Here is a 23,956-nt window from a genome sequence, read left to right on the forward strand (position 1 = left end):
CCGGCACCGACAGTTTCCGGGATCAGCCGGCCGCCGGGGTCGCCGGTCTCACCGGGAGCGGCGCAGGCGCAGGAAGTCGCTGACGACGTACTCGCCGAGCCGTTCCGCACTCGGTGAGAAGACCCGGCCGCCGTTCCTGCGGGCCACCTCGTCCACGAACTCCTTGAGCCGGTCGTCCGCCGCCAGCATGAAGACGTTGATCGTCGCCCGCCGCCGGGTCATCTTGTCCACCTCGGCCAGCGTCAGCTCCAGCGTCTCGTGCGACGGCGGCCACTCGAACGCCGACTGGCCGTTGCGCATGAGGTGCGCCGTGGGCTCGCCGTCGGTGACCACCAGCACCACCGGCTCGAAGTCGGGGTGGCGGTCGAGGTGGCGGCCGGCGATGAGCAGGGCGTGGTGTAGGTTCGTGCCCTGGACCATGTCCCAGTCGAGGCCCGCCAGCTCGTCCGGCTGCAGGACCCTGGCGTAGTTGGAGAAGCCGATGATCTGCACGGCGTCCTGCGGGAACTTGGAGGCCACCAGCGCCTGCAGGGCCAGCGCCGTCTGCTTGGCGGCGGCCCAGGTGCCGCGCAGGGCCATCGAGTACGACAGGTCCACCAGCAGGCAGACGGCCGCGGCGCTGCGGCGCTCGGTCTCGGCCACCTCGAAGTCGTCCACCGACAGCCGCACCCCGACCCGATCGCCGAGGGTGACGCCGCCGCTGCGCACCCCGTTCACCAGCGTGCGCACGACGTCGATCGGCTGCTCGTCGCCGAACCGCCACGGACGCGACGAGCCGGTCAGCTCGCCGGCCGAGCCCGCGTCGTGCTGGTCGTGGTCGCCCCGGCGGCCCCCGTCGAGCGAGGAGAAGACCCGGCGCAGCGCGGTCTCGCCCAGGCGGCGCACGGCCTTCGGGGTGAGCTCCAGCTTGCCGCGGCGGCGCAGCAGGTAGCCCTGCTCCTCCAGCTCGCGCTCGATGCGCTTGAGCGCCTCCAGGTCGTCCACCGCGGAGCGGCCGAGCGCGCGGCGTACGGCGTCCTCGTCGATGTCGTCGAGCCGCGCGCCCGGGTAGTCCTGGCGCAGGGCGGTCTCGAGCTGGGTGAGGTCGGCCAGCTCCTCCAGCGCCGTCACGGCGTCGCCCATGGCCAGGGGCTCCTCGCCGGTGAGGCGTTCGGGGGCGTTCCAGGCCAGGTCGGGGCGGCGGGCGTAGAGGGCCTCGCCGAGGCGGCGCATCTGGTCGGACAGGCCCGCCTGGTCGAGGGTCTGGTTGATGAGGTTGCTCAGCTCCTCGCGCTGGCGCGGGGTCATCGAGGCCAGCATGCGCTGCGTGGCGGCGGCGCGGCGGGCCAGGATGTCGACGAGCTCGTCCAGGTTGCGGGGCTTCTCGGGGAACAGGTCCCCATGTTTCGCCATGAAGTCATCGAAGTCGGCCTGGGTGTGCTCGCCCCTGGCGTCCTTGTCGAGCATGTCGTTGAGGTCCGACATCATCTGCCGGATGCGCTCCATCGCCTGCGGGTCGGGGTTGGCCAGCGCGTCGCGCAGGCCCTTGAACTGGCTGTCCAGCACCTCCCTGCGCAGCAGGTCCCGCAGCTCCTCGAAGGTCTGGCGGGCCGCCGGCGAGCGCCAGTCGTAGGTGCTCAGCTCCTGGATCGCGCTGGCCGTGTCCTCGGGCAGCGCGTCGAGCCCGGCCTCCCGCAGCCGCGCGTCGTCGGACGGGTCGGGGAACAGCTCGGCCCGCTCCTGCCCGATCGCCTTGTCCAGCAGGGCCCTGGCCCGCTCCAGCGTGCCGTCGAGCCGCCCGCGCTCGCGCAGGTCACGGCGGCGCTTGCGGACCTCCCTGAGCATGTCGTCGAGCCCGCGGCGCTCCTGCGCGCCGGGCAGGCCGCGCTTGAGCAGGTCGCGCAGGGCGTGGACCGGCGTCGAGCCCGACAGGATGGCGTCGCCCATCTCGTCGAGCGCCGCCCGTACGTCATAGGGAGGGGCCAGGGGGTCGGGGCCGTCGTGGTACTCGCCATAGCGAAAGGCCATCACAAACCCACGCTAACCCGAGAAATCCCCTGGCGGGTCGTTTCAGGCGTCGCCGAAGACCTCCCACACCTCGTTCAGCGCGTCCACGCCCGGCGTGTAGTCGACCTTCACCAGCACCGGGTGCCGGGTGCCCTTGAGCGCCTTCGTGAGCTCCGTCCACGTGCACGGCTTCTTGCCCAGGCCGTTCCTGTCCGCGTTCACCGGCCTGCCGGTCAGCCAGCCGTCACCGCACCTGGCGGTGGTGCGGTGGAAGGCCGTCGTGTACGTGTAGCCGAGCTTGATCGTCCTGCCGCCCGTCGTGAACAGCACGGCCGTGTCGTTGACCCGCTTGATGGTGCCGCGGGCCGTGCGCGGGGTGCCCCAGTCGGTGATCAGGATCTCGTTGACGCGCGTGGCCTTCCCGCCCCGGTACTCGACCCGTACGGGCACCGGGCCGCGCGCCAGCGTCTCGGTCAGGTCGCCCGGCCCGCACTTCGTGCGCCCCAGGCCCTTGCCGTCCACGGCGATCCTGCCCTCGGTCTCCACCAGGTCGCACGCGACCGTGACCCGCCCGTACGCGGCCTTGGTGTAGTCGAGCCGCAGCTCCAAGGCCCGGTGGAGGGTCTTGAACGTGTAGAACCTCTTCGAGGCCCGGGTGGCGGACTTCGGCACGAGCCGCAGGTGCCCCTTGCCGTCGGCCCAGGCGAAGCCGTACACGGCGGTGGCGGCCTCGGCGGGCGTGCTCAGGGGAACGGCGGCCTCGGCGGGCGTGCTCAGGGAAACGGTGGCGGCGGCGGTGGCACAGGCGACGAGCAGGCGCATGGACGGTCTCCCCCGAACAACGTGATCAGCTAACCACTATGACGCGGGAGACCGCCGATCTGTTCACGTCCGGTAAACAGTTATGCCGTCAAGGTCTTCCTTGGACAGCCGCCGCATGAGGTAAAGCCCCTCAAGGGTGAACTCCAGGGCCGCCGCGGCGTGCCCCGGCGACTCCTCGCCCGCGCCCATGCCCAGCCGCGACATGACCTTGGCCAGCCCGGCCACGGGGCCGACGCGGTGCAGCAGCTCGCCGGCCGGCACCAGCTCGCCGGACTCCACCTGGTTGCCCTCGGCGAACTTGTCGGTCAGCGCCGACAGGTCCATGCCGCCCAACCGGCTCCTGAACGTCTCGGCCGTCGCCCGGCGCAGCAGGTGGGCCAGGATCTCGGTCTCCCTGCCCTCCTCGCTGACCTCGAACTCCACCTTGCCCCGCAGGCTGTGCACCACGCAGGCCAGGTCCACCACGCGTGTGACCGCCTGCTCCTCGCCGGCGATCGCCGCCCGGCGCACGGCGGAGGCGGCCGCGGTCTCGGCCGCGGCGATGGCGAAGCGGGCCGACACGCCGGAACGCGCGTCCACGGCGGTCGACTCGCGGACCAGCCGGGTGAAGCGGGCGATCACCTCGACCAGGTGCTCGGGGACGTCGGCCCCGATGTCCGGCATGGACTCCTGGCGGATGAGCGCGAGCTCGTGCTCGACGGTCAAGGGGTAGTGGGTGCGGATCTCGGCGCCGAACCGGTCCTTCAGCGGCGTGATGATCCGGCCGCGGTTGGTGTAGTCCTCGGGGTTGGCGCTGGCGATGAGCAGGATGTCGAGAGGCAGCCGCAGGTTGTAGCCGCGTACCTGGATGTCGCGCTCCTCCAGGACGTTGAGCAGCGACACCTGGATGCGCTCGGCCAGGTCGGGCAGCTCGTTGACGGAGAAGACGCCCCGGTTGGTGCGCGGCACCAGGCCGTAGTGGACCGTCTCGGGGTCGCCCAGCGTGCGCCCCTCGGCGATCTTGATGGGGTCGACGTCACCGATCAGGTCGCCCACGGAGGTGTCGGGCGTGGCGAGCTTCTCGCCGTAGCGCTCGTCCCGGTGCTTCCACGCCACAGGCAGCTCGTCGCCCAGCTCGCGCGCCAGCTTCTGGCAGCGCGTGCAGGCCGGCGCGTACGGGTGGTCGTTGATCTCGCAGCCCTCGACCACCGGCGTCCACTCGTCGAGCAGGCCGGTGACGGTGCGGATGAGCCGGGTCTTGCCCTGCCCGCGCTCGCCGAGGAGGACCAGATCGTGCCCGGCGAGCAGGGCCCGCTCCAGATGTGGCAGGACGGTGTCGTCGAAGCCCACGATGCCGGGGAAGCGCGGCTCTCCCGCGCGCAGCCTGGCCAGCAGGTTTTCCCGGATCTCGGCCTTGACGGTGCGATGAACGTGGCCGCTCTCTCGCAACTCGCGGAGAATACGTGGCTGATGCACGGGATCGAGACTACGTCCCCCGCGAGGAATGTGGCAGAGACTTTCGCATCTGGCGGAGATTTCGGATCTTGACTATTGCGTGACGGTTCGTGTGCGTGCTTGTCCCTTTAGTGGGGAGAATCGGGCCTAGGGAACTTGGACATGTCGAGGGAGGCGAGATCCGTGGCCTTGATGACAAGCCGCTTCGCCGACGGCCTCGCCGTGGGTTCCGACCTGGTGGAGGCCGCGGAGCATGCCGTCGGTCAGGCACTGTCGAGGCTCAGCGGCCAAGCAGATCTGGTCTGCTTCTTCATCTGTGGCGACGATCCCGACGACGTCGCGCGGGCCGGCCAGGCCGCGATGAAGCTCGCGCCCGAGGCGCACGTGATCGGATGCAGCGCAACAGGGGTGATCGGTGACGGGCAAGGGGTGGAGCTGACGCCTGCCGTGAGCGCGTGGGCGGCGACCCTGGACGGGGCGCGGCTGACCACGTTCGCGCTGGAGACGCTGGCGGCCGAGGACCGGTTCGTGGTGGTCGGGCTGCCGGAGCGCGGCGGCGACGATCATGTGGCGATCCTGCTGGCCGACCCGTACAGCTTCCCGACCGACGCCTTCGTCGAGCGCTCGGTCGACGTGCTGGGCGACCTGCCGCTGATCGGCGGGCTGGCCAACGGGCTGCAGGGACGGGGCTCCGTACGGTTGTTCGCCGACGGTGAGATCTACACCGAGGGCGCCATCGGCGTGCTGCTCAGCGGGCCGATAAAGGTGAGCACCGTGGTCAGCCAGGGCTGCCGGCCGATCGGACCGAGCATGGTGGTCACCGCGTCCGAGGACAACCTGCTGCTGGAGCTGGCAGGGCAGCCCGCGCTGGCCCGGCTGGAGGACATCGTCAGCGAGCTGGACGAGGACGATCGCGAGCTGGTCGCGTCCGGGCTGCAGATCGGGCTGGCCATGGACGAGTACGCAGAACGCCACGAACGCGGCGACTTCCTCATCAGGGGGGTCATCGGCATCGACCCGGACCGCGAGGCCGTGGCGATCGGCGACATCGTGGAGGTCGGCAGGACCGTGCGCTTCCAGGTGCGTGACGCGGCCACCGCCGACGAGGACCTGTACGACCTGCTCGACGCCCATCGCGAGGAGCTCGGCAAGGTGGACGGGGCGCTGCTGTTCTCCTGCAACGGGCGGGGGTCGGCGATGTTCGGCACGGCCGACCACGACCCGGTCGCGCTGCGCGACACGCTGGGGCCCATCGGCGTGGCCGGCTTCTTCGCGGCCGGGGAGGTGGGGCCGGTGGCGGGGCACAACCACGTGCACGGGTTCACGGCGTCCGTCCTGGTGTTCTCCAGCGCCCCGGGCGGCTCGTGATCCCGGACGGCCGCTGCGGGCTGGCCTCGGTCCTGGACGGGGGCCGCGGCCGGATCTCGATCCCGGACGGCCGCCGCCCGTGATCCTGGCCATCGACGTCGGGGGCACCAAGATGGCTGCCGGCCTGGTGGCCCGCGACGGCACGGTGGCCGCGGCCCGCAGTGCCGCGACGCCGCAGGGCGCGGACGCCGAGACCCTGTGGCGGACGCTCGCCGGTCTCATCTCACCGCTGGCGTCCTCCGCCGAGGGGGTGGGGGTGGGTTGTGGCGGGCCGCTGACCTGGCCCGACGGGGAGGTCTCGCCGCTGAACATCCCCGGCTGGCGCGGCTTCCCGCTGCGTGCCCGGCTGGCCGCGCTGTTCCCCTCCGTGCCGGTACGCCTCCACAACGACGCGGTCTGCCTGGCCGTGGCCGAGCACTGGCTGGGGGCCGGGCGGGGGAGCGACGACATGCTCGGCATGGTGGTGTCCACGGGGGTGGGCGGCGGGCTGATCCTGAACGGGCGGCTCCTCCACGGGCGCACCGGGAACGCCGGGCACATCGGGCACGTGGTGGTCGAGCCTGCGGGCGGTCCGCGCTGCGGCTGCGGCGGCCACGGCTGCCTGGAGGCCGTCGCCCGGGGGCCGGCGCTGGTCGCCTGGGCTCTGGAGCAGGGGTGGGTGCCTGGCGCGGTGGCGCGTGATGTGGCCCGTGATGTGGCGGTGGCCGGCGCGATGTCTGGCGCTGGTGATGTGGCCGTGGCCGGCGTGGCGGTGCCGCATGTGGTGGGGGATGGCGTTGTTGCTGGGGGCGGTGCGGCCGGCAGTGGGGCGTACCCGGAGGATGGAAGCGGGGCGTATCCGGAGGATCGGGTCGTGACGGCGCGGCAGTTGGCGGCCGACGCGCGGGCAGGGGATCCGATCGCGTCACGGGCCCTGCGCCGCGCCGGGCGGGCGCTCGGCGTGGCCATCGCCTCCGCCACCCACCTGTGCGACCTCGACGTCATCACGATCGGCGGCGGCCTGTCCCAGGCGGGCGAGCCGCTGTTCGGCCCGCTGGAGGAGGCGCTGCGGGAGCACGCCAGGATGGGGTTCGCCCGCCGGGTGAAGGTGCTGCCCGCCGCCCTCGGACAGGAGGCCGGCCTCATCGGCGCCGCGGCGCTGCTCCTGTCGGGCGACACCTACTGGCCCGCCCAGGACGCCTGATCGCCCACGCGTGGCGCGGGCCCGGCGGTCACTCATGGGTGTCGTGGGCCTGGGCGGCCGCTCATGCATGGTGCCGAGCCTGGCGGTCGCTCACGCGTGGCGCGGGCCCGGCGGTCGTCCATGCACGACCCAGGCCCGGCGGCCCCGAGGCTGCTCGGGAGGGCCGCCGGGCCGGGGTGCAGGGGGTGTCACCCGGTCTTGCTGTCCAGGCTCGGCCCCTCGTCCCGCTGCTCCGTGCCCGTGTCGAAGCCGGGCCCCTGGTCCTGCTTCTCCGTGGTGCCGCCACCGTCAGCGGGCACCGGCATCGAGGTGGGCTCGCACTCCGACACCGCGCCCTGGACGATCTCCAGCGTGGTCGCGAACGGCGGCTGGTCGTCGCCGTCCTTGCTCTTCGAGACGGTCAGCACCAGCGTGGACCCCGCCGGCACCTGCCCCTTCTCGATCTTGAAGCTGATCCCGTCGCCCTGCCGGCCGATGCTCACGGAGAACTGCCCGGAGCCGCCCCCGTGCGTGCCCCGTGGCTGCTTGCAGATCTGCCCCTGCGGCAGGTAGTCCACCACCGCCTTGATCCCGGCCCCGGCCAGGTCGGCCTCCAGCCCCTCGGGATCGGTGAACGCGTTGATCTCCACGCCGACCCCGCCGTCGGCGCCCCTGGTCACCGCGTACGCCGGGCCGCCGGTGACGCCGGTCGCCACCACCACCGCCGCTGTGGCGGCCGCCGCGACCCCCGCCACCGCGGCAGACAGCCCTACCCAGCGGCGCCTGCCGGCCGGTGCAACAGTCGTCATCCTGTTCTCCGCCTTCCTCGTCGTGATCTCTTCCTTGAGTGCACCGAGAAGACGATCTTCGAAGTCGCTCATGCCCGTCCTTCCGAATACACAGCCGAGGGCGAGGTGAAGTGTTCGAGGGCACGCCTGGCCCTGTGCAGCCGGACCCGCGCGGTCACCTGCCTGATGCCCAGCGCCTTGGCGGCCTCGGTGACGGTGAGCTGGTCGATCGCCACGAGCTCCAGCACCGCGCGCTCGCCCTCCGGCAGGCCCTCCATGGCCTCCAGAGCGCTGCGCATCTGGCGCTCGGCGTCGATCCGCTCCTCCATCCGCGTGAGGTCGTCGTCGTCCATCAGGCGACGGCCTGCGAGGCGGCCGGTCGCCCGCGCCTCCCGGGTCGCCTTGCGGTACTGGGCCGACACGACGTTGCGCGCGATGCCGTACAGCCAGGCGATCTCGCTGCCGCGCCCCGGCACGTACGTGTCCGCGGAGTCCAGAACCGCCAGGAAGATGTCCGCCGTCAGGTCGGCGGCGAGGTGAGGATCACTCACCCGCCGGACCACGAACTTCAGCACGGCATCGACGTGGCGGCGATAGAAGGCCTCGAAGGCCACAGGGTCCTCGTTGAGGCGCACAGGCCTCGCTCCCTTCGTCGTTCGCCCTTGCACCCTGTACTTGGGCCGGGCGACGCGAAGCGTTTCCCCGCAGGTCAGGCGGGTTTGCGTGGCTGGAAAAGCCAGGCGTCGAAGAGGGCGTCGAGGTTCTTGCCGGACAGCCGCTCGGCGAGCGCGACGAACTCCTCCGTCGTCACATGACCGTAGCGGTGCTCGGCGGCCCAGGCCTTGAGCAGGGTGAAGAACGTGGGGTCGCCGATGGCCCTGCGCAGGGCGTGCAGGGTCATGCCGCCGCGGGTGTAGACGGACTGGTTGAACAGGTCGTCGGGCTTGGCGCGGCCGGGGGGATAGGTCCACATCGGGTCGGTGGCGGGCCGGTTGAGCAGCTCCTTGAACGTGGCCTCCGCCGTTTTCGTGCCCTTGTGCTCGGCCCACAGCCACTCCGCGTACGTGGCGAAGCCCTCGTTGAGCCAGAGGTCCTTCCAGCGCTTGATGGTCAGGCTGTTGCCGAACCACTGGTGCGCCAGCTCGTGCGCGATGATCGTCTCGTCGGGCTGGAAGCCGCCGTACAGCGGCTTGGTCTGGTTCTCCAGCGCGTAGCCGGCGGAGTAGTCGTCGACGACGCCGCCGGTCGAGGAGAACGGGTAGGGGCCGAACACCGTCGCCCAGTAGTCGGTGATCTGCCCGGAGAGCGTGTAGAGCGGATCGAGCGAGCCCTTGAACCTGGGGTCGGCGGCGGCCAGGTTGGGGATGCCGGCGGCGGTGCTGCCCTGGCGCAGGTCGAACTTGCCCACCGTGGCCGTGGCCAGGTAGGTCGCCATCGGGTGGCGCTCGCGCCAGCGGTAGGTGGTCTTTCCGCCCGAGGTGGTGGGCTGCCCGGCCAGCTCGCCGTTGGCCAGCGCGGTCACCCCGGCGGGCACGGTGATCGTGAAGTCGAACGTGGCCTTGTCGGCGGGATGGTCGTTGTTGGGGAACCAGGTCTTGGAGCCGTTGGGCTCGGAGGCCACGAACGCGCCGTCGGGCGTGGGGATGAAGCCGTAGGTGCCGAGGTTGGCGTTGTCCTTGGCCGGCTTGGGCAGCCCGGCGTAGGCGACCTTGACGGTGAAGGGCGTGTCGTCGGCGATCGCCCTGGCGGGCCGCACGGTCAGCTCGTCGCCCTTCCTGGTGAACGTCGCTGGTGCGTTGTCGACGGCGACGTCGCGTACGTCGAGCCCGGTCAGGTCGAGGTTGAAGCTGGACAGCTCCTGGGTGGCGGAGGCGCGGATCGTGGTGACGCCGTCGAGCCGCCTGGTGGCGGGCGTGTAGTCGACGACCAGGTCGTAGTGGGAGACGTCGTAGCCGCCGTTGCCGTCGCCGGGGAAGTCGGGGTCGCCGATGCCGGGCGCGCCCGCGCGCCGGTCGACGGAGCTCTGCCCGGCGGCGGGCGGGGTGGGCTCGTCGGCGGGCGAGCAGGCCAGCACGCTGATGAGCGTCGCCAGCATGGCCACCCCGCGCCTGTCGGAACGCATGAGCGTACGAGCCCCCTTCACTTCGTGACCTGAATATTACGCTGAGTCAGGCATTCACGACGACCGTCCTCGCTGCCTTGTCATGTACGGCCTGTTTCCGGGGGTCGAAGAGGATCCAGCCGAGATCCACCAGGATGCCGACGCAGCACAACCACCCGAGCACGGTGAACACGGCCTGCCTGACCGCTGCCTGGCCCACCCCTATCCTCCCGCCGTACTCGGACACGACACGGAGACCGAACAGCTTCTTGCCCAGGGTCTGACCATTCCAGAAGGCGTGCAGCAGCCAGAAGTACAGGAACGCCACCAGGCCGGCCACGAAGGTGTGCTCGACGGGGTAGCGTTCCCAGTCGCCCCGGTTCTCGTTCCAGACGTAGTCCCAGCTCGTCCAGTTGAACGGCGCGGCGGCGATGTTGATCACGAGCCAGTCGAGGACGCCGGCGAACAGCCGCCGCCAGCGCCCCGCCAACCCCGGTGGCGGCAATCCCATGTTGTCTGGATGACCACCACTAAGTCGGGACAAACTAAAGGTTGCCCCTGCGTTCCTGCTCCCGCTCGATCGCCTCGAACAGCGCCTTGAAGTTGCCCTTGCCGAACCCGAGCGAGCCGTGCCGCTCGATGAGCTCGAAGAAGACCGTGGGCCGGTCCTGCACGGGCTGGGTGAAGATCTGCAGCAGGTAGCCGTCCTCGTCGCGGTCCACGAGGATGCCCCGCTTCTTCAGCTCCTCGATCGGGGCCCGCACCTGCCCGATGCGCGCGCGCAGCTCGGGGTCCTCGTAGTACGAGTCGGGCGTCCGCAGGAAGCTCACCCCGGCGGCCCGCATGTGGTCGACCGTGGTCAGGATGTCGTTGGTGGCCAGCGCGATGTGCTGCACGCCGGGGCCGCCGTAGAACTCGAGGTACTCGTCGATCTGCGACTTCTTGCGGCTGACGGCCGGCTCGTTGAGCGGGAACTTGACCTTGCGCGTGCCGTCGGCCACCACCTTCGACATGAGCGCCGAGTACTCGGTGGCGATGTCGTCGCCGATGAACTCGGCCATGTTCGTGAAGCCCATCACCTTGCGGTAGAACTCCACCCACTCGTCCATCTTGCCCAGCTCGACGTTGCCGACGCAGTGGTCGACCGCCTGGAACAGCCGCCCGTTCTTCGTCGCGGGCGGCGCGACCAGCGGCTCGGCGGGCGCGTAGCCGGGCAGGTAGGGGCCGCCGTAGTTGGACCTGTCGACCAGGGTGTGCCGGGTCTCGCCGTACGTGGCGATGGCCGCGAGCACCACCTTGCCGTGCTCGTCCTCCATCGTGTGCGGCTCCACCAGCCCCTTCGCCCCGTGGGCGACGGCGTAGGCGTAGCCGGCCTCCACGTCGGGCACCTCGATGGCCAGGTCGATGACCCCGTCACCGTGCTCCGCCACGTGCCGCGCCAGGTCCGTGCCCGGCCGGACCGAGGCCCGCAGCTCGAAGGTGGCGCTGCCCGAGGTCAGCACGTACGCGGCCACGTCGGGGCTGCCGTTCTCCGGCCCCCTGTAGGCCACGAGCCGCATGCCGAACGCGGTCGAGTAGTAGTGGGCCGCCTGCCTGGCGTTCCCCACGGCGAACACTACGGCGTCCATGCCGTTGACCGGAAAGACATCACTCATACCGTTAACTGTTTATTTTCCTGGACGAGTTGCGCAACAGTTACCTCAATGAGTGGACAATCTGCCTAGCCATCAGGCGCTCGGTGGGGTATTTCTGTACAGCATGACGACGATCGACGAGCTCGACTCCCGGCTGATCGCCCTGCTGACCGCCGAGCCCCGGCTGGGCGTGCTGGAGTGCTCGCGGCGGCTCGGCGTGGCCCGTGGCACGGTCCAGGCCCGGCTCGACCGGCTCATGGACAGGGGAGTGATCACCGGCTTCGGCCCCGACGTGTCGCCCGCCGCGCTCGGCTACGACGTCACGGCGTTCGTCAGCATGGAGATCAGGCAGGTGGCCGGGCACGACCCGGTGGCCGACCGGCTGGCCCGCATCCCGGAGGTGCTGGAGGTGCACACGATCACCGGCGACAGCGATCTGCTGTGCCGCGTGGTCGCCAGAACGAACGCCGATTTACAGCGGGTTATCGATCGCATCGTCGACGTACAGGGCGTACTCCGGACTAATTCGATCATCGCACTGGACACTCCGGTTCCCTACCGCGTGCTGCCTTTGGTCGCCGATGTTCCGCGTCGCGAGGTCCGGTAGACGTACTATCGCTGAGGGACTAGGCACCATTGTCGATCGTTTACCCTTACCATTCGCCCAGCTTGCGGGGGTTGGACGAGGCTTGACGAGGGGGTCGAGGGTGCGGAGTGGCGGTGGTAACGGAATGCGGAAGAGGCGGCGGATTCTCCGGGTTCTCCTGGTTTCAATCGGCACGGGAATCGTCGTACTGGCCGGGCTTTTCGCCATTGCCTGGGCTTTGACTCCCATTCCCGACACGACCCAGAAACAGGCGACCGCGCAGGGCTCGGTGATCTATTACCGCGATGGCAAGAGCGTGCTCGCCAGGCAGGGCATCGACCGCAGGAAGGTCGAGCTCGCCCGGGTGCCGAAGCACGTGCGCGACGCGGTCATCGCCGCCGAGAACCGCTCGTTCTACGAGGACGCCGGCGTCTCGCTCAAGGGCACCGGCCGGGCCGTCTGGTCCACCCTCACCGGGCAGCAGCTCCAGGGCGGCTCCACCATCACCCAGCAACTCGTGCGCAACTACTACAGCGGGCTGAGCCAGGAACGTTCCGTCACCCGGAAGTTCAAGGAGATCCTCATCGCGATGAAGGTCGACCAGTCCAAGTCCAAGGACTGGGTGCTGGAGCAGTACCTCAACACGATCTACTTCGGCCGCGGCGCCAACGGCGTCCAGTCGGCCGCCCGCGCCTACTTCGGCAAGGACGTCGAGGACCTGACCGTGTCCGAGGGCGCGTACCTGGCGGCGGTGATCCAGCAGCCCAGCCGCTTCGCCGATCCCAAGGGCTCCGACCTGGTCGCGGCCAGGGAACGCTGGCAGTCCGTGATCGACGCCATGGGGCAGACCGGCACGCTGGCGGCAGAGCAGGTGGCCGCGCAGCGGTTCCCCGAGCTGAAGGTGCCGAAGAAGCCGTTCGAGCTCAAGGGCCAGGCCCAGTACATGCTGGAGCAGGTCACCGCCGAGCTGAACCGCCGCGGCTACACCGACGAGGACATCAACAGCGGCGGCCTCAAGATCGTCACGACGTTCGACAGGAAGCTCATGCAGGCCGCCCAGCGGGCGGTGGAGGAGACGCTGCCGGACAGCACGCCCAAGAAGGTGCGTACGGGGCTGGCGGCCGTCGATCCCGCCACGGGCGAGGTCGTCGCCTTCTACGGCGGCAAGCCGTCGCAGTCGAAGTACTACGACAGCGCGTTCTCGGCCAAGGTGATGGCCGGGTCCACCTTCAAGCCGTACACGCTGGCCGCGGCGCTGAACAACGGCTTCGACCTGTCCACCAGGGTCGACGGCAACTCGCCGCTGCGCGTGGCCTCGGCGTCCCAGGCGATCCCCAACGACGGCGACCGCTCCTACGGCCAGATCAACCTGGTCAGCGCCACCCAGAACTCCGTCAACACCGCCTTCGTGGACCTCGGCCAGAAGGTCGGCCTGGACAAGGTGGCGGCGACCGCCGAGGCGGCCGGCATCCCCGCCGCCCAGCTCGAGAAGCAGAAGGAGGCCGCCTCCTTCCCGCTCGGCGTCTCCTCCGTCAGCGCCGTCCAGAACGCCTCCGGCTTCTCCACCTTCGCCAACAAGGGCGTGCACGTGGAGGCGCACGTGGTCAGGTCGGTCACCGACGCGGAAGGCCGCAAGGAGGTGGTCAAGCCCGTCGAGACCAAGGTGGTCAGCGAGCAGGCCGCGGCCGACACGATCTACGCGATGGAGCAGGTCGTCAAGTACGGCACCGGCACCGCCGCCCGCCTCTACGACCGCCCGGTGGCCGGCAAGACGGGCACCACCGACGACTCCAGGTCGGTCTGGTTCAACGGCTTCACGCCGCAGCTCGCGGTGGCGGTGGACATGTTCCGCGACGACAACGCCACGGTCAGCATCCCCGGGTACGGCACGCAGTTCGGCGGGCAGCTCCCCGCGCAGATCTGGCGGGCGTTCATGACCGAGGCGATGGCGGGCAAGCCGGTCGAGGAGTTCCCCGAGCCGTCGGAGTTCGGCTGGTCGTCCGGCTACTCCGAGCCCGACCGCGACAGCGACGTGCCCGACCAGGAGTACACCCCGCCGCCGAGCCAGGACGACTGGGACCGGCCGGAGCCCGACTTCAGCCCGCCGCCGTTCTCCGACGGCCCGCCGCAGACGCAGGCCCCGGAGAACGACGGGCCGGACGAGCAGCCGGAGCAGACGTCCCCGCCGGAGACGAACGTCCCCGACCAGCCGTCGGTGCAGGAGAGCGGCGTGGACGGCGGCAGGGGCGGCCGCGACGAGCAGCCGGGCCGTTAGCCCCCGTCCGAGGCGAGTTCCGCGCGCAGGGCCTCGACCGTTGTCACGGGCATGCGGCAGGTGAATCCCCTGCACACGTAGGCGGCAGGCGCCTCGCCGACCAGGCCGCGCCCCTCCAGCAGGGCGGGGAAGGCGCTCTCCCGCGGCACGAGCGGGTCGCCGCTGCCCCGGTCGGCGGTGTCGCCCCGGCCGAGCGCGACCACGAGCCCCGGAGTGTCCGCGAGCAGCGCCTCCCGGTGCAGCGCCGCCGTGCGCGGGTCGTCGGCGGGCCCGACGACCGCCACCTCCACCGGTCCCGACAGCGCCGCCCGCGCCACGGCCAGCCCCCAGCCCGCGAACCTGGCGTGCCCCGCCGCCAGCACCGACACGGTGCCGAGCGCGGCGAGGGCGGCGTCACGGTGGCGCATGGAGCCGGTCAGCGCGCCGTAGGAGAGCAGCGCGCCGGCGGCCGCGTACTGGCCGGAGGGGGTGGCGTTGTCCGTGGGGTCCTGCGGGCGCTGGAAGAGCCGCTCGGCGTCGTCTGCGGTGTCGTAGAAGCCGCCTTCCCCGTCGGAGAAGCGGTCGAGCACGGTGTCCAGCAGCGAGCCCGCCTGCCGCAGCCAGCGGGCCTCGCCGGTCACGCCGTACAGGGCGATCAGGCCGTCGGCCAGGTCGGCGTAGTCCTCCAGCACGCCGGCGTTCGTGCCCGCCCTGCCGTCCCTGGACGTGCGCAGCAGCCTGCCGCCGTCCAGGTGCGTGCCGGCCAGCAGCTCGGCCGCCTGCGTGGCCGCCGCCACCAGGTCGGGGCGCTCGAACACCACGCCGGTCTCGGCCAGGGCGGCGATGGCCAGGCCGTTCCAGGAGGCCACCACCTTGTCGTCGCGCCCGGGACGCACCCGGCGCTCCCTGGCGGCCAGCAGCCGCGCCCGCACGTCCGCGTACCGCGCGGGGTCCTCGGGGTCGCGCAGGAGCTGCAGCACGGACGCGCCGTGCTCGAACGTGCCGGCGGGCGTCACCTCGAACAGCCCGGCGGCCCACCGGCCGTCGTCCTCGCCGAGCACCTCGCGCAGCTCTTCGGGCGTCCAGACGTAGAACTTGCCCTCCACGCCCTCGCTGTCGGCGTCGAGCGCCGAGGCGAAGCCGCCCTCCGGCGTACGCATCTCGCGCAGCAGCCAGCCGGCCGTCTCCAGCGCCACCCGCCGGGCCAGGTCGCCGCCGCCCGCCTTCCACCAGTGCGTGTAGACGCGCAGCAGCAGGGCGTTGTCGTAGAGCATCTTCTCGAAGTGCGGCACGACCCACCGCGCGTCCACGCTGTAGCGCGCGAAGCCGCCGCCGAGCTGGTCGTACATGCCGCCACGGGCCATGGCGTCGAGCGTCCTGCCGCTCATCTCGCGCTCGCCGGAGCGCAGCAGGAACTCCAGCACCATCGACGGCGGGAACTTGGGCGCCCCGCCGAACCCGCCGTTCGCCGCGTCGAACGACTCCCGCAGATTGTCCTCGGCCTGCCGCAGCGTCTCCTCGCCCGGCCGCGGCCCGCTCGGCAGCGTGGTGTGCGTGTTGAGCGCCTCCACCACCTTCGCGCCCTGCTTCAGCACCGACTCCCTGTCGCCCCGCCACACGTTGTGCACCTCGGTGAGCAGGCGCTGGAAGTTGGGGCGCGGGAAGTACGTGCCGCAGTAGAACGGGTGACCCTCGGGCGTGGCGAACACCGTCATCGGCCAGCCGCCCTGGTGCGTCATGGCCTGCGTGGCGCCCATGTAGACGGCGTCCACGTCGGGCCGCTCCTCGCGGTCGACCTTGATGTTGACGAAGTGCTCGTTCATCAGCCGCGCGGTCTCGGCGTCCTCGAAGCTCTCGTGGGCCATGACGTGGCACCAGTGGCACGCCGAGTAGCCCACGCTGATCAGCAGCGGCACGTCACGGCGGCGGGCCTCCGCGAACGCCTCCTCGCCCCACGGATGCCAGTCGACCGGGTTGTCGGCGTGCTGGAGCAGATAGGGGCTCGTCGCGTCTTTCAAGCGGTTCATCAGGACCTCCCCAGCCCAGCCTAGACGGCGGCGGCCGCCCGGCAGGGGATCAGGGGGTGCGGTCGGAACAGGACGCGGCGTAGGTTACGGGCGTGGATATGGACTTCGTCTGCGCCCAGGCCGGTCGTCCGGCGTCGGCCCTCACGCGCAGGGACGTGGCGCGCGCGCTGCTCGCCGTGCCGTCGGGCGTGGCGCTCGTGGCGCTGCCCGACCTGCGGCGGGCCATGATGTCGGCGGGCAACCCGCTCTCGCTCGCCTTCTGGGACTCCGCCAAGGCGACGCTCAGCTTGATCGAGGCGGGGGTGGCCACGGTGGGTGACGTGCAGCGGTGGGTGGAGTCCACGGGCACGGAGCCGATCCTCATGACGCCCAGCTACTTCGTCTGGCCGGAGGAGGACGAGCGCGGGCCCGTGGCGAGCGAGATGTTCGCCCGGCTGGTGGCGTACCTGGAGGAGCGGGTGGCGTCAGGGGAGATCGACCCGGACGCGCTGGTCAGCGGCGACCAGGACGCCCGCACGGCCTACGAGGAGCTGCAGGAGCGCTGGCTGGGCACGCCGCTGCCCGACGGCCGGGTGCCCGGGTTCGCGGTCAGCGACGAGCAGGACGAGGAGCTGTTCGCGGCCTGGGACGAGGAGGAGGCCTTCGCGCTGGAGGAGCTGCGCCGGATCATGGCGCAGCTGCCCAAGCAGCCCGAGCTGCCCGTCGCGGAGCTGGAGGCCGCCGCGGCGCGGCTGCGCGCGCTGCTCGCCCTGCCCGGCTATCCCGCCAACGTGCTGCGGGCCTGCGCCGGGTTCGACGACCGGCCGGTGCCGGACGGCGACGCGGAGCTGTGGCTGGCGGTGGCTGCCGGGGTGGCGGGGCCGATCTCGGACCTGTCGGACGGCGCGGACGTGCTGGAGGAGTTCGCCGACCTCGACAGGGACCTGAGCGAGGAGGACACCGCGCTGGCCAACCTCTGCGCGATCCAGCACGCCGACTGGCTGGCCGGGGTGGCGGCGCTGGTGCGCATGGGCCCCGGGGTGCTGGCCTCGCCCGAGCGCATGGCGCGGCTCATCGCCGAGTCGGAGGACATCGACATCGACGAGCATGACGACGACGACCTCGGCGCGACGGAGGGATTGTTCGAGTCGGTGGTGAGCCTGTGGCGGCTGCTCGGCGTCGTGGACAAGGACGACGTGCTCACGCCGCTGGGCTGGTGGGGGCTGCCCAAGGCGCTGGAACGCGCCTGGTCGCCCGCCACCGAGTGACCGGCCGGCCCACGGGCTCCCCCACGTGACCGGCCGCCGACCGGCGGCTCAGGCCACGAGCTCCTGGAACTCGGGGTGGCGCTCGATGTACTTGGCGACGTAGGGGCAGCGTGGCTCGACGCGCAGGCCGGTGTCGGCGCTCGCCTGCAGGGCGTGCCCGACCAGCTTGCCCGCCAGCCCCTGCCCCTCGTACGCGGGCAGCACCTCGGTGTGCGTGAAGATGACCTTCGTGGGCAGCAGCAGATAGTCGGCGAACCCGGCGACCTTGCCGTCCACGAGGATCTCGAACCGGCTCTCCGTCGAGTTGTCGACTATTTCGATCGGCATCTACTTCTTGGCCTTCTCGTCGTCGCGGGCCGCGCCCTCGATCTCGCTCTCGTGCGGCACCTGGATCTTCGACATCTGCTTGTTCATCGACTTGATCAGGATGTACAGGGCGAGCCCGAGGAGGGCCACGACGACGAACCCGAGCAGACCCGGGCTCACTTCACCTGCTGCTAGAACCATCACCCCTCCAGTCTGCCACCGAGGTGCCGTGGTCCGTTCAGTGGCAGGCGGGCTCGACCTCGTCGGCGTGGATGCCCGCGAACAGGTCGTCCTCCGGAAGCTCGGTGTCGACCAGCGAGCGCGCCAGGTGGTAGTCCTCGGTCGGCCAGATCTCCTGCTGCAGCTCGCGCGGGCAGACGAACCACCAGCTGTCGGGGTCGACCTGGGTGGCGTGCGCCTTCAGCGCCTCGTCGCGGATCTCGAAGTAGTCGCCGCACGGCACCCGCGTGGTCACCGGCCACTTGGCGGGGCGGTCCTCCCAGCGGGAGATCCAGTCGGCGTACGGGGAGCCGAGGCCGCGCTCGGTCATCGCCTCGTGCAGCGCCTCGAAGCGCTCCTTGGTGAAGCCCATCTGGTAGTAGAGCTTGAGCGGCTGCCAGGGGTCGCCGGTGCCGAGGTAACGGTCGGGGTCGCCGGCCGCCTCGAACGCCTCCACGGAGACCTTGTTGGTCATGATGTGGTCGGGGTGCGGGTAGCCGCCGTCGTCGTCGTAGGTGATGATCACGTGCGGTCTGAACTCGCGGACGGCGGCCACCAGCGGTGCCGCGGCGTCCTCCAGCTTCTGCAGGGCGAAGCAGCCCTCAGGCAGCGCCTCGTCCTCATTCTCCGGCAGCCCGGAGTCCACGAAGCCCATGAAACGCTGCTCGACGCCGAGGATCTCGCGCGCCCTGGCCATCTCGGCCTTGCGCACCTCAGCGATGTTGGCGACGATCTCAGGCCGGTCCATCTTCGGGTTGAGCACGGATCCGCGCTCGCCGCCCGTGAGGGTACAGACCAGTACTTCCACGCCTTCACGCACGTAACGCGCCATGGTGGCGGCACCCTTGCTCGACTCGTCGTCGGGGTGGGCGTGGACGGCCATCAGCCTCAGCGGTGCACTCACGGGCTCGATGCTCCTCAGTTGGGACCGGTCAGTCGCCCAGAGAGGTTAGTTTCTGCTGGGCGGTCGCGAGGGCACACCCCCCGCGGGCGACAATTGTCTCGGATAACGCTGAGGGAGTGCAGGGAGATTCCGCCATGGTCACCAAAGATGCCGGGAACGGGCCAGTTCTCGGCACGCCCGACGACTTTCCGGACCGACCCAAGCGAGGTGGCCGGCTGGTCGTCCACGTGGTGATCGGCGTGCTGGTGGCCATCATCGCAGGTGGCTGGGGCTACGTGATGTGGTCGATGACGGCCGGCGGGTCGGAGGCGCCGGCCCAGGTCGTGACGTTCAAGGTGAACGGGCCCAGCAGGGCGGAGATCACCTTTGAGGTCTACAAGCCAGACGATAGGGTGGCCGTCTGCCGGATCAGGGCTCTGGACGTCAATCATGCGGAAGTGGGCAGCAAGGAAGTAAGAATCGCGGCTGGTGAGGGTAGTAAGCAGCTCAAGGAAAGCCTCGACACGAGCGGTCAGGCGACTTCCGTCCACATCCAGTACTGCAATCTCGTATAGTGAGACATTTGGGGAAGCGTTCGAGCGGTTAACTTGTTAGCCTTTCGCAATTCAACCGTACGCAACCTCAAGTGATCTCAGGGCCCCCTAGGCAAGCAAGGAGAACCCGTGGCCGACTCTCGCGATGAGAACGTCACATGGCTGACGCAGGAGGCGTACGACCGCCTGAAGGCGGAGTACGAGTATCTCTCTGGCCCCGGGCGCGTCGACATCGCCAAGAAGATCGAGGCCGCCCGTGAAGAGGGCGACCTGCGCGAGAACGGCGGATACCACGCCGCCAAGGACGAGCAGGGCAAGATGGAGGCCCGGATCTTCCACCTCCGGCAGATTCTCGACAACGCCCAGGTGGGAGAGGCCCCCAAGGCCGAGGGTGTGGTGGGCCCCGGCATGACCGTGACCATCCGGTTCGTCGGTGACGACGACGAGGTCACCTTCCTGCTCGCCTCCCGCGAGGAGAGCGGAGCACCGATCGACGTCTACTCGCCCAAGTCCCCGCTCGGGGCGGCGATCAACGGGAAGAAGATCGGAGAGAAGGCCACCTACTCCCTGCCCAACGGACGGCAGAACACCGTCGAGATCCTCGAGGCTGTGCCGTACATCGGCAACTGACCCCCCTGGACCACGACCGCCGGGCCCACGCTGGCCCGGCGGAATTTTCGCATGGGTCCGGAATCCGGCAAGACCTCAGTTTCTTAGTCAAGACCCGTAAACGGCGTAACACCTACAAGCTGGTGCCGTTCATCGTGGTGACCCTGGTCGCGGTGCTGACGGCCGACGTGCTGTTACTGACCCAGCCGGACGCCGCCATGGCGCCCGTCGACGAGGTCGTACGGGCCACGCCCCGGCAGACGCCGCTGGCGCAGAAGCGGCCGGTGCAGCAGCAGCCCGCCGTGACGACGCAGCCGGTGGCGCCGCTGAGCAAGCTGCACAAGCCCAACCTGTTCGTGCTCACGAGCAAGCCGTTCACGAACGAGATGCTGCAGAAGGTCGCCAGGCTGTCCGGCGTGCGGGCGCTGGAGCTGGCCGACGCGGCCTCGGTCACGCTCGACGGCAAGCGCGTGCAGACGCTGGCCGTCAACCCCTCGACGTTCCGGTCGTACACCCCCAAGGTGACCGCCTCGTCCGACGCGCTGTGGCAGAACGTCGCGGCCGGAGACGTGGCGGTCTCGTTCGTGCTCGGCAATGACGGCGGGTTGTCGCTGCACAGCCGCGTGTCGGCGGGCTCGGCCGGGCAACTGCGCATCGGCGCGTACGCCACGACGGGCTTCGGCGCCGTGGACGCCGTCGTGTCCAAGGAGGTCGGCCGCTCGCTGGGGCTGCCCCGCGACAACGCGCTCATCGTCAGCGCGCCCAAGGCGAACTCCGACACGCTGCGCAAGAGGATCATCAGGGCGCTGGGCAAGGGCACGCAGGTGGCCATGGTCAACCCGGTGCTGCCCCAGCCGCAGCAGAAGGTGACCCAGCAGAACTGGCCGGCGGGCTCGTTCATGACCGGCGAGCAGCTCACGGTGGCGCTGAAGGCGGCCGTCTCCAAGCTGGGCCGCCCGTACGTGTGGGGCGCGGAAGGGCCCAGCACGTTCGACTGCTCCGGCCTGGTCCAGTGGGCCTTCGCGCAGGCGGGGGTGCGGATGCCTCGGGTGACGCACCAGCAGTGGGTGACGGGGCCGCAGGTGCCGTACTCGCAGGCGCACCCCGGCGACCTGCTCTTCTGGCGCAACGACCCGACGAACCCCGACTACATCTCGCATGTGGCGATCTACTGGGGTGACGGGAAGATGTTGCACGCGCCGCGTACCGGCGACGTGGTCAAGATCGTCCCTGTGAGCACCAGGAACCTGGCCGGGGTCGTCCGGGTGAGCCCCATCGCGGCGGCCAAGGTCCGCTGACCCTTCCCTTCATGGACAGGACCTCCTACCTGCGCGTGCATTCTGGGCGCAAGAATGTAATGTTGATTACATGTCTACAGACGACGCGACCGCGCAGGTACGCGGCTGGTTCACCGGGCGGCTGCCCGAGGAGTGGTTCACCGGGGCGCCCGAGATCGTCAGGGACCGCGAGGAGATCGCGGTGCTCGGCACGCTGCCCGATCCGCCGGCCGACACGCCGGAAGCCGAGCGGCAGGCCCTGATCGAAGGGCTCGCCAGGAGGTTCAGGGAGGAGACGCGCGAGCGGCGGATCGAGATCGCCAGGGAGGCCGAGCACAGGTTCCGGCAGAAGGTGTCCTGGGGCGTGGTCTGCGGTGGTCAGACTGTGATGTTCACCACACTCTCCGTGCCCGTGATGACCCGCCTGCGCCAGGCCGAGCGCCAGGTCCTCGACACGCTCGTGGCCGCCGGTGTGGCCAGGAGCCGTAGCGACGCGCTCGCCTGGTGCGTGCGCCTGGTCGGCAAGAACACCGACGAGTGGCTCGCCGAGCTGCGCGACGCCCTGCAGCACGTCGACCGCGTTCGCTCCGCGGGGCCCGACGTCAATTCCTGAGAGCGGCCAGCGGAAACGGCTCCGGGAAAGGACTAAACCACTTGCGGAATTGGTTTAGACCAGCGTAATTGGACTGGACCACTGGCCTCCGGGCGTGTGAAAAATTCCTCTTTTAAATCCTCTCCGCCTGGGTAGGCTCCCCCAATCGTCAGGGCCGCTGCCTGCGGCGACGCACCCGTCAATAGGTCTATGCCAATTGGCTTTCGGGGCGCCTCGTCGTTAATGATGACTGGGCCCTGAGAGAGTGGAGGAGTCAAGTCGTGTCCGTTTCCGTGGAAGTAGAAGCGCCCACCAGCAATCGCGAATTGGTCGCGTGGGTGAACGAGATCGCCGCCCTCACCCAGCCGGACCGGGTCGAGTGGTGCGACGGGTCGGAGGAGGAGTGGACTCGGCTGACCAACCTCCTCGTGGAGCAGGGCACGCTCACCCGCCTGGCCGCCAGGCCCAACAGCTTCTACGCCAAGTCCGACCCCACCGACGTGGCGCGGGTCGAGGACCGTACCTACATCTGCTCCGAGCGCCGCGAGGACGCCGGTCCCACCAACAACTGGATCGCGCCCGGCGAGATGCGGCAGACGTTCGGCGAGCTGTTCAAGGGCTGCATGCGCGGCCGCACCATGTACGTGGTGCCGTTCTGCATGGGGCCGCTGGGCGGCGAGATCTCCCAGCTCGGGGTGGAGATCACCGACTCCGCGTACGTCGCCGTCTCCATGCGCGTCATGACCCGGATGGGGGAGCGGGCGCTGCGGCTGATCGAGGAGCGGGGCGAGTTCGTCAAGGCGGTCCACTCCGTCGGGGCGCCGCTGGAGCCGGGCCAGGTGGACGTGCCCTGGCCGTGCAGCTCCACGAAGTACATCAGCCACTTCCCCGAGACCCGCGAGATCTGGTCCTACGGCTCCGGCTACGGCGGCAACGCGCTGCTCGGCAAGAAGTGCTACGCGCTGCGCATCGCCAGCGTGATGGCCCGCGACGAGGGCTGGCTGGCCGAGCACATGCTCATCCTCAAGCTCACGCCGCCGTCGGGCGAGACCCGCTACATCGCCGCCGCCTTCCCCAGCGCCTGCGGCAAGACCAACCTCGCCATGCTCAAGCCCACGATCCCGGGCTGGAAGGTCGAGACGATCGGCGACGACATCGCCTGGATGCGCTTCGGCGACGACGGCCGCCTCTACGCCATCAACCCGGAGGCCGGCTTCTTCGGCGTGGCCCCCGGCACCGGCCAGGTGACCAACGCCAACGCCATCCAGACGCTCTGGGGCAACAGCATCTTCACCAACGTCGCGCTCACCGACGACGGCGACGTGTGGTGGGAGGGCCTCACCGAGGAGCCGCCCGCGCACCTCACCGACTGGAAGGGCCGCTCCTGGACGCCCGACAGCGACGAGCCGGCCGCCCACCCCAACGCGCGCTTCACCACGCCTGCCGCGCAGTGCCCGACCATCGCGCCCGAATGGCAGGACCCCAAGGGCGTGCCCATCTCGGCGATCCTGTTCGGCGGCCGCCGCGCCACCGCCGTGCCTCTGGTCACGGAGTCGCTGAGCTGGCAGCACGGCGTCTTCCTCGGAGCCAACGTCGCCTCCGAGAAGACCGCCGCCGCCGAGGGCAAGGTCGGCGAGCTGCGCCACGACCCGTTCGCCATGCTGCCGTTCTGCGGCTACAACATGGGCGACTACTTCGGCCACTGGCTGGAGATCGGCCGCCGCGAGGGCGCCCGGCTGCCGAGGATCTACTACGTCAACTGGTTCAGGAAGAACGACGAGGGCAAGTTCGTCTGGCCCGGCTTCGGCGAGAACAGCCGCGTGCTCAAGTGGATCGTGGAGCGGCTCAACGGCGAGGCCAAGGCCGTGCCCACGCCGATCGGCCTGCTGCCGGCCGACCTCGACACCCAGGGTCTCAACCTGTCGGAGGACGACCTGCGCATGCTGCTGACCGTCGACCGGGAGGTCTGGCGGGAGGAGGCGGCGCTGATCCCGGGCCACTTCGAGACGTTCGGCGACCACCTGCCGAAGGAGCTGTGGGACGAGTACAACGCGCTGCTCGACCGCCTCGGCTGAGCCTGCGCCGAGGAAGCTCCCGTGCGCGGTGC

The 23,956-nt window shown here is 70.3% G+C and carries 22 protein-coding genes; 10 read left to right on the forward strand and 12 right to left on the reverse strand.

Translation table 11 applies throughout. The features are described from left to right. Positions 1-48: 48 nt before the first annotated feature. From AB0I79_RS24955 to AB0I79_RS24965, 3 genes are all read right to left on the reverse strand, one after another. A complete protein-coding gene (locus AB0I79_RS24955; RefSeq protein WP_357876780.1) occupies positions 49-2,007 on the reverse strand; it encodes a hypothetical protein in 1,959 nt (652 codons plus the stop codon). A 42-nt stretch (positions 2,008-2,049) separates the two neighbouring features. After that, entirely contained in the window at positions 2,050-2,808 is a 759-nt protein-coding gene (locus AB0I79_RS24960) for a hypothetical protein (RefSeq protein ID WP_357876782.1), read from the reverse strand. A gap of 63 nt (positions 2,809-2,871) precedes the next feature. Continuing rightward, a complete protein-coding gene (locus AB0I79_RS24965) occupies positions 2,872-4,236 on the reverse strand; it encodes a sigma 54-interacting transcriptional regulator (RefSeq protein ID WP_357876785.1) in 1,365 nt (454 codons plus the stop codon). A 198-nt stretch (positions 4,237-4,434) separates the two neighbouring features. On the opposite strand from AB0I79_RS24965, the gene AB0I79_RS24970 reads away from it, so the two are divergent. Together AB0I79_RS24970 and AB0I79_RS24975 are read left to right on the forward strand one after the other, a co-directional pair. Then, entirely contained in the window at positions 4,435-5,610 is a 1,176-nt protein-coding gene (locus AB0I79_RS24970) for an FIST N-terminal domain-containing protein (RefSeq protein WP_357877424.1), read from the forward strand. A 79-nt stretch (positions 5,611-5,689) separates the two neighbouring features. Beyond that, on the forward strand, positions 5,690-6,793 hold the full coding sequence (locus AB0I79_RS24975; RefSeq protein WP_357876788.1) for an ROK family protein: 1,104 nt from the start codon (positions 5,690-5,692) through the stop codon (positions 6,791-6,793). A gap of 188 nt (positions 6,794-6,981) precedes the next feature. Here the strand turns inward: AB0I79_RS24975 and AB0I79_RS24980 are convergent, their stop codons facing one another. From AB0I79_RS24980 to hppD, 5 genes are all read right to left on the reverse strand, one after another. Continuing rightward, positions 6,982-7,581: a hypothetical protein gene (locus AB0I79_RS24980; RefSeq protein ID WP_357876790.1), complete on the reverse strand. Its 600-nt coding sequence runs from the start codon at positions 7,579-7,581 to the stop codon at positions 6,982-6,984. 68 nt (positions 7,582-7,649) lie between these two features. After that, entirely contained in the window at positions 7,650-8,195 is a 546-nt protein-coding gene (locus tag AB0I79_RS24985; RefSeq protein WP_357876793.1) for an RNA polymerase sigma factor, read from the reverse strand. A 74-nt stretch (positions 8,196-8,269) separates the two neighbouring features. Continuing rightward, positions 8,270-9,682, reverse strand: a complete 1,413-nt coding sequence (locus AB0I79_RS24990) for a M1 family metallopeptidase (protein ID WP_357876796.1) — start codon at positions 9,680-9,682, stop codon at positions 8,270-8,272. A 46-nt stretch (positions 9,683-9,728) separates the two neighbouring features. After that, a complete protein-coding gene (locus tag AB0I79_RS24995) occupies positions 9,729-10,172 on the reverse strand; it encodes an RDD family protein (protein ID WP_357876799.1) in 444 nt (147 codons plus the stop codon). 34 nt (positions 10,173-10,206) lie between these two features. Next, positions 10,207-11,316, reverse strand: a complete 1,110-nt coding sequence (hppD, locus tag AB0I79_RS25000; RefSeq protein WP_357876802.1) for a 4-hydroxyphenylpyruvate dioxygenase — start codon at positions 11,314-11,316, stop codon at positions 10,207-10,209. Between the two features lie 103 nt (positions 11,317-11,419). On the opposite strand from hppD, the gene AB0I79_RS25005 reads away from it, so the two are divergent. Together AB0I79_RS25005 and AB0I79_RS25010 are read left to right on the forward strand one after the other, a co-directional pair. Next, positions 11,420-11,902, forward strand: a complete 483-nt coding sequence (locus AB0I79_RS25005) for an Lrp/AsnC family transcriptional regulator (protein ID WP_357876805.1) — start codon at positions 11,420-11,422, stop codon at positions 11,900-11,902. Positions 11,903-12,119: 217 nt separating this feature from the next. Next, positions 12,120-14,156 (forward strand): transglycosylase domain-containing protein, encoded by a 2,037-nt coding sequence (locus AB0I79_RS25010; protein WP_357876808.1) that lies wholly within the window; start codon positions 12,120-12,122, stop codon positions 14,154-14,156. Here AB0I79_RS25010 and AB0I79_RS25015 read toward each other — a convergent pair. Continuing rightward, the gene (locus AB0I79_RS25015; protein WP_357876811.1) at positions 14,153-16,162 is read right to left on the reverse strand and encodes a thioredoxin domain-containing protein; all 2,010 of its coding nucleotides are present in this window, start codon (positions 16,160-16,162) and stop codon (positions 14,153-14,155) included. The two genes, AB0I79_RS25010 and AB0I79_RS25015, sit on opposite strands and share 4 nt — an antisense overlap. A gap of 98 nt (positions 16,163-16,260) precedes the next feature. Here AB0I79_RS25015 and AB0I79_RS25020 point away from each other — a divergent pair, with 98 nt between their 5' ends. Continuing rightward, a complete protein-coding gene (locus AB0I79_RS25020; RefSeq protein ID WP_357877427.1) occupies positions 16,261-17,409 on the forward strand; it encodes a hypothetical protein in 1,149 nt (382 codons plus the stop codon). A gap of 48 nt (positions 17,410-17,457) precedes the next feature. Here AB0I79_RS25020 and AB0I79_RS25025 read toward each other — a convergent pair whose 3' ends face one another. Genes AB0I79_RS25025 through mca form a run of 3 tightly spaced genes read right to left on the reverse strand, consistent with a single transcriptional unit; the run spans position 17,458 to position 18,838 of the window. Continuing rightward, entirely contained in the window at positions 17,458-17,736 is a 279-nt protein-coding gene (locus AB0I79_RS25025) for a GNAT family N-acetyltransferase (RefSeq protein ID WP_357876814.1), read from the reverse strand. Next, complete coding sequence (locus AB0I79_RS25030; RefSeq protein WP_357876817.1) at positions 17,737-17,895, reverse strand: hypothetical protein; 159 nt, start codon at positions 17,893-17,895, stop codon at positions 17,737-17,739. 58 nt (positions 17,896-17,953) lie between these two features. Beyond that, entirely contained in the window at positions 17,954-18,838 is an 885-nt protein-coding gene (gene mca / locus AB0I79_RS25035) for a mycothiol conjugate amidase Mca (protein ID WP_357876820.1), read from the reverse strand. Positions 18,839-18,972: 134 nt separating this feature from the next. Here mca and AB0I79_RS25040 point away from each other — a divergent pair, with 134 nt between their 5' ends. The 5 genes from AB0I79_RS25040 (at position 18,973) to AB0I79_RS25060 (ending at position 23,924) form a co-directional block, all read left to right on the forward strand. Beyond that, positions 18,973-19,392: a DUF4307 domain-containing protein gene (locus AB0I79_RS25040; RefSeq protein WP_357876823.1), complete on the forward strand. Its 420-nt coding sequence runs from the start codon at positions 18,973-18,975 to the stop codon at positions 19,390-19,392. A gap of 108 nt (positions 19,393-19,500) precedes the next feature. Beyond that, positions 19,501-20,001: a transcription elongation factor GreA gene (gene greA / locus AB0I79_RS25045; protein ID WP_043628806.1), complete on the forward strand. Its 501-nt coding sequence runs from the start codon at positions 19,501-19,503 to the stop codon at positions 19,999-20,001. Between the two features lie 122 nt (positions 20,002-20,123). Beyond that, on the forward strand, positions 20,124-21,278 hold the full coding sequence (locus AB0I79_RS25050) for a C40 family peptidase (RefSeq protein WP_357876826.1): 1,155 nt from the start codon (positions 20,124-20,126) through the stop codon (positions 21,276-21,278). Positions 21,279-21,348: 70 nt separating this feature from the next. Beyond that, a complete protein-coding gene (locus AB0I79_RS25055; RefSeq protein WP_357876829.1) occupies positions 21,349-21,870 on the forward strand; it encodes a hypothetical protein in 522 nt (173 codons plus the stop codon). A gap of 260 nt (positions 21,871-22,130) precedes the next feature. Further along, positions 22,131-23,924: a phosphoenolpyruvate carboxykinase (GTP) gene (locus AB0I79_RS25060; protein WP_357876832.1), complete on the forward strand. Its 1,794-nt coding sequence runs from the start codon at positions 22,131-22,133 to the stop codon at positions 23,922-23,924. The last annotated feature ends 32 nt before the right edge of the window (positions 23,925-23,956 follow it).

Source organism: Nonomuraea sp. NPDC050202, from assembly GCF_040656115.1.
Taxonomy (GTDB): Bacteria; Actinomycetota; Actinomycetes; order Streptosporangiales; family Streptosporangiaceae; genus Nonomuraea.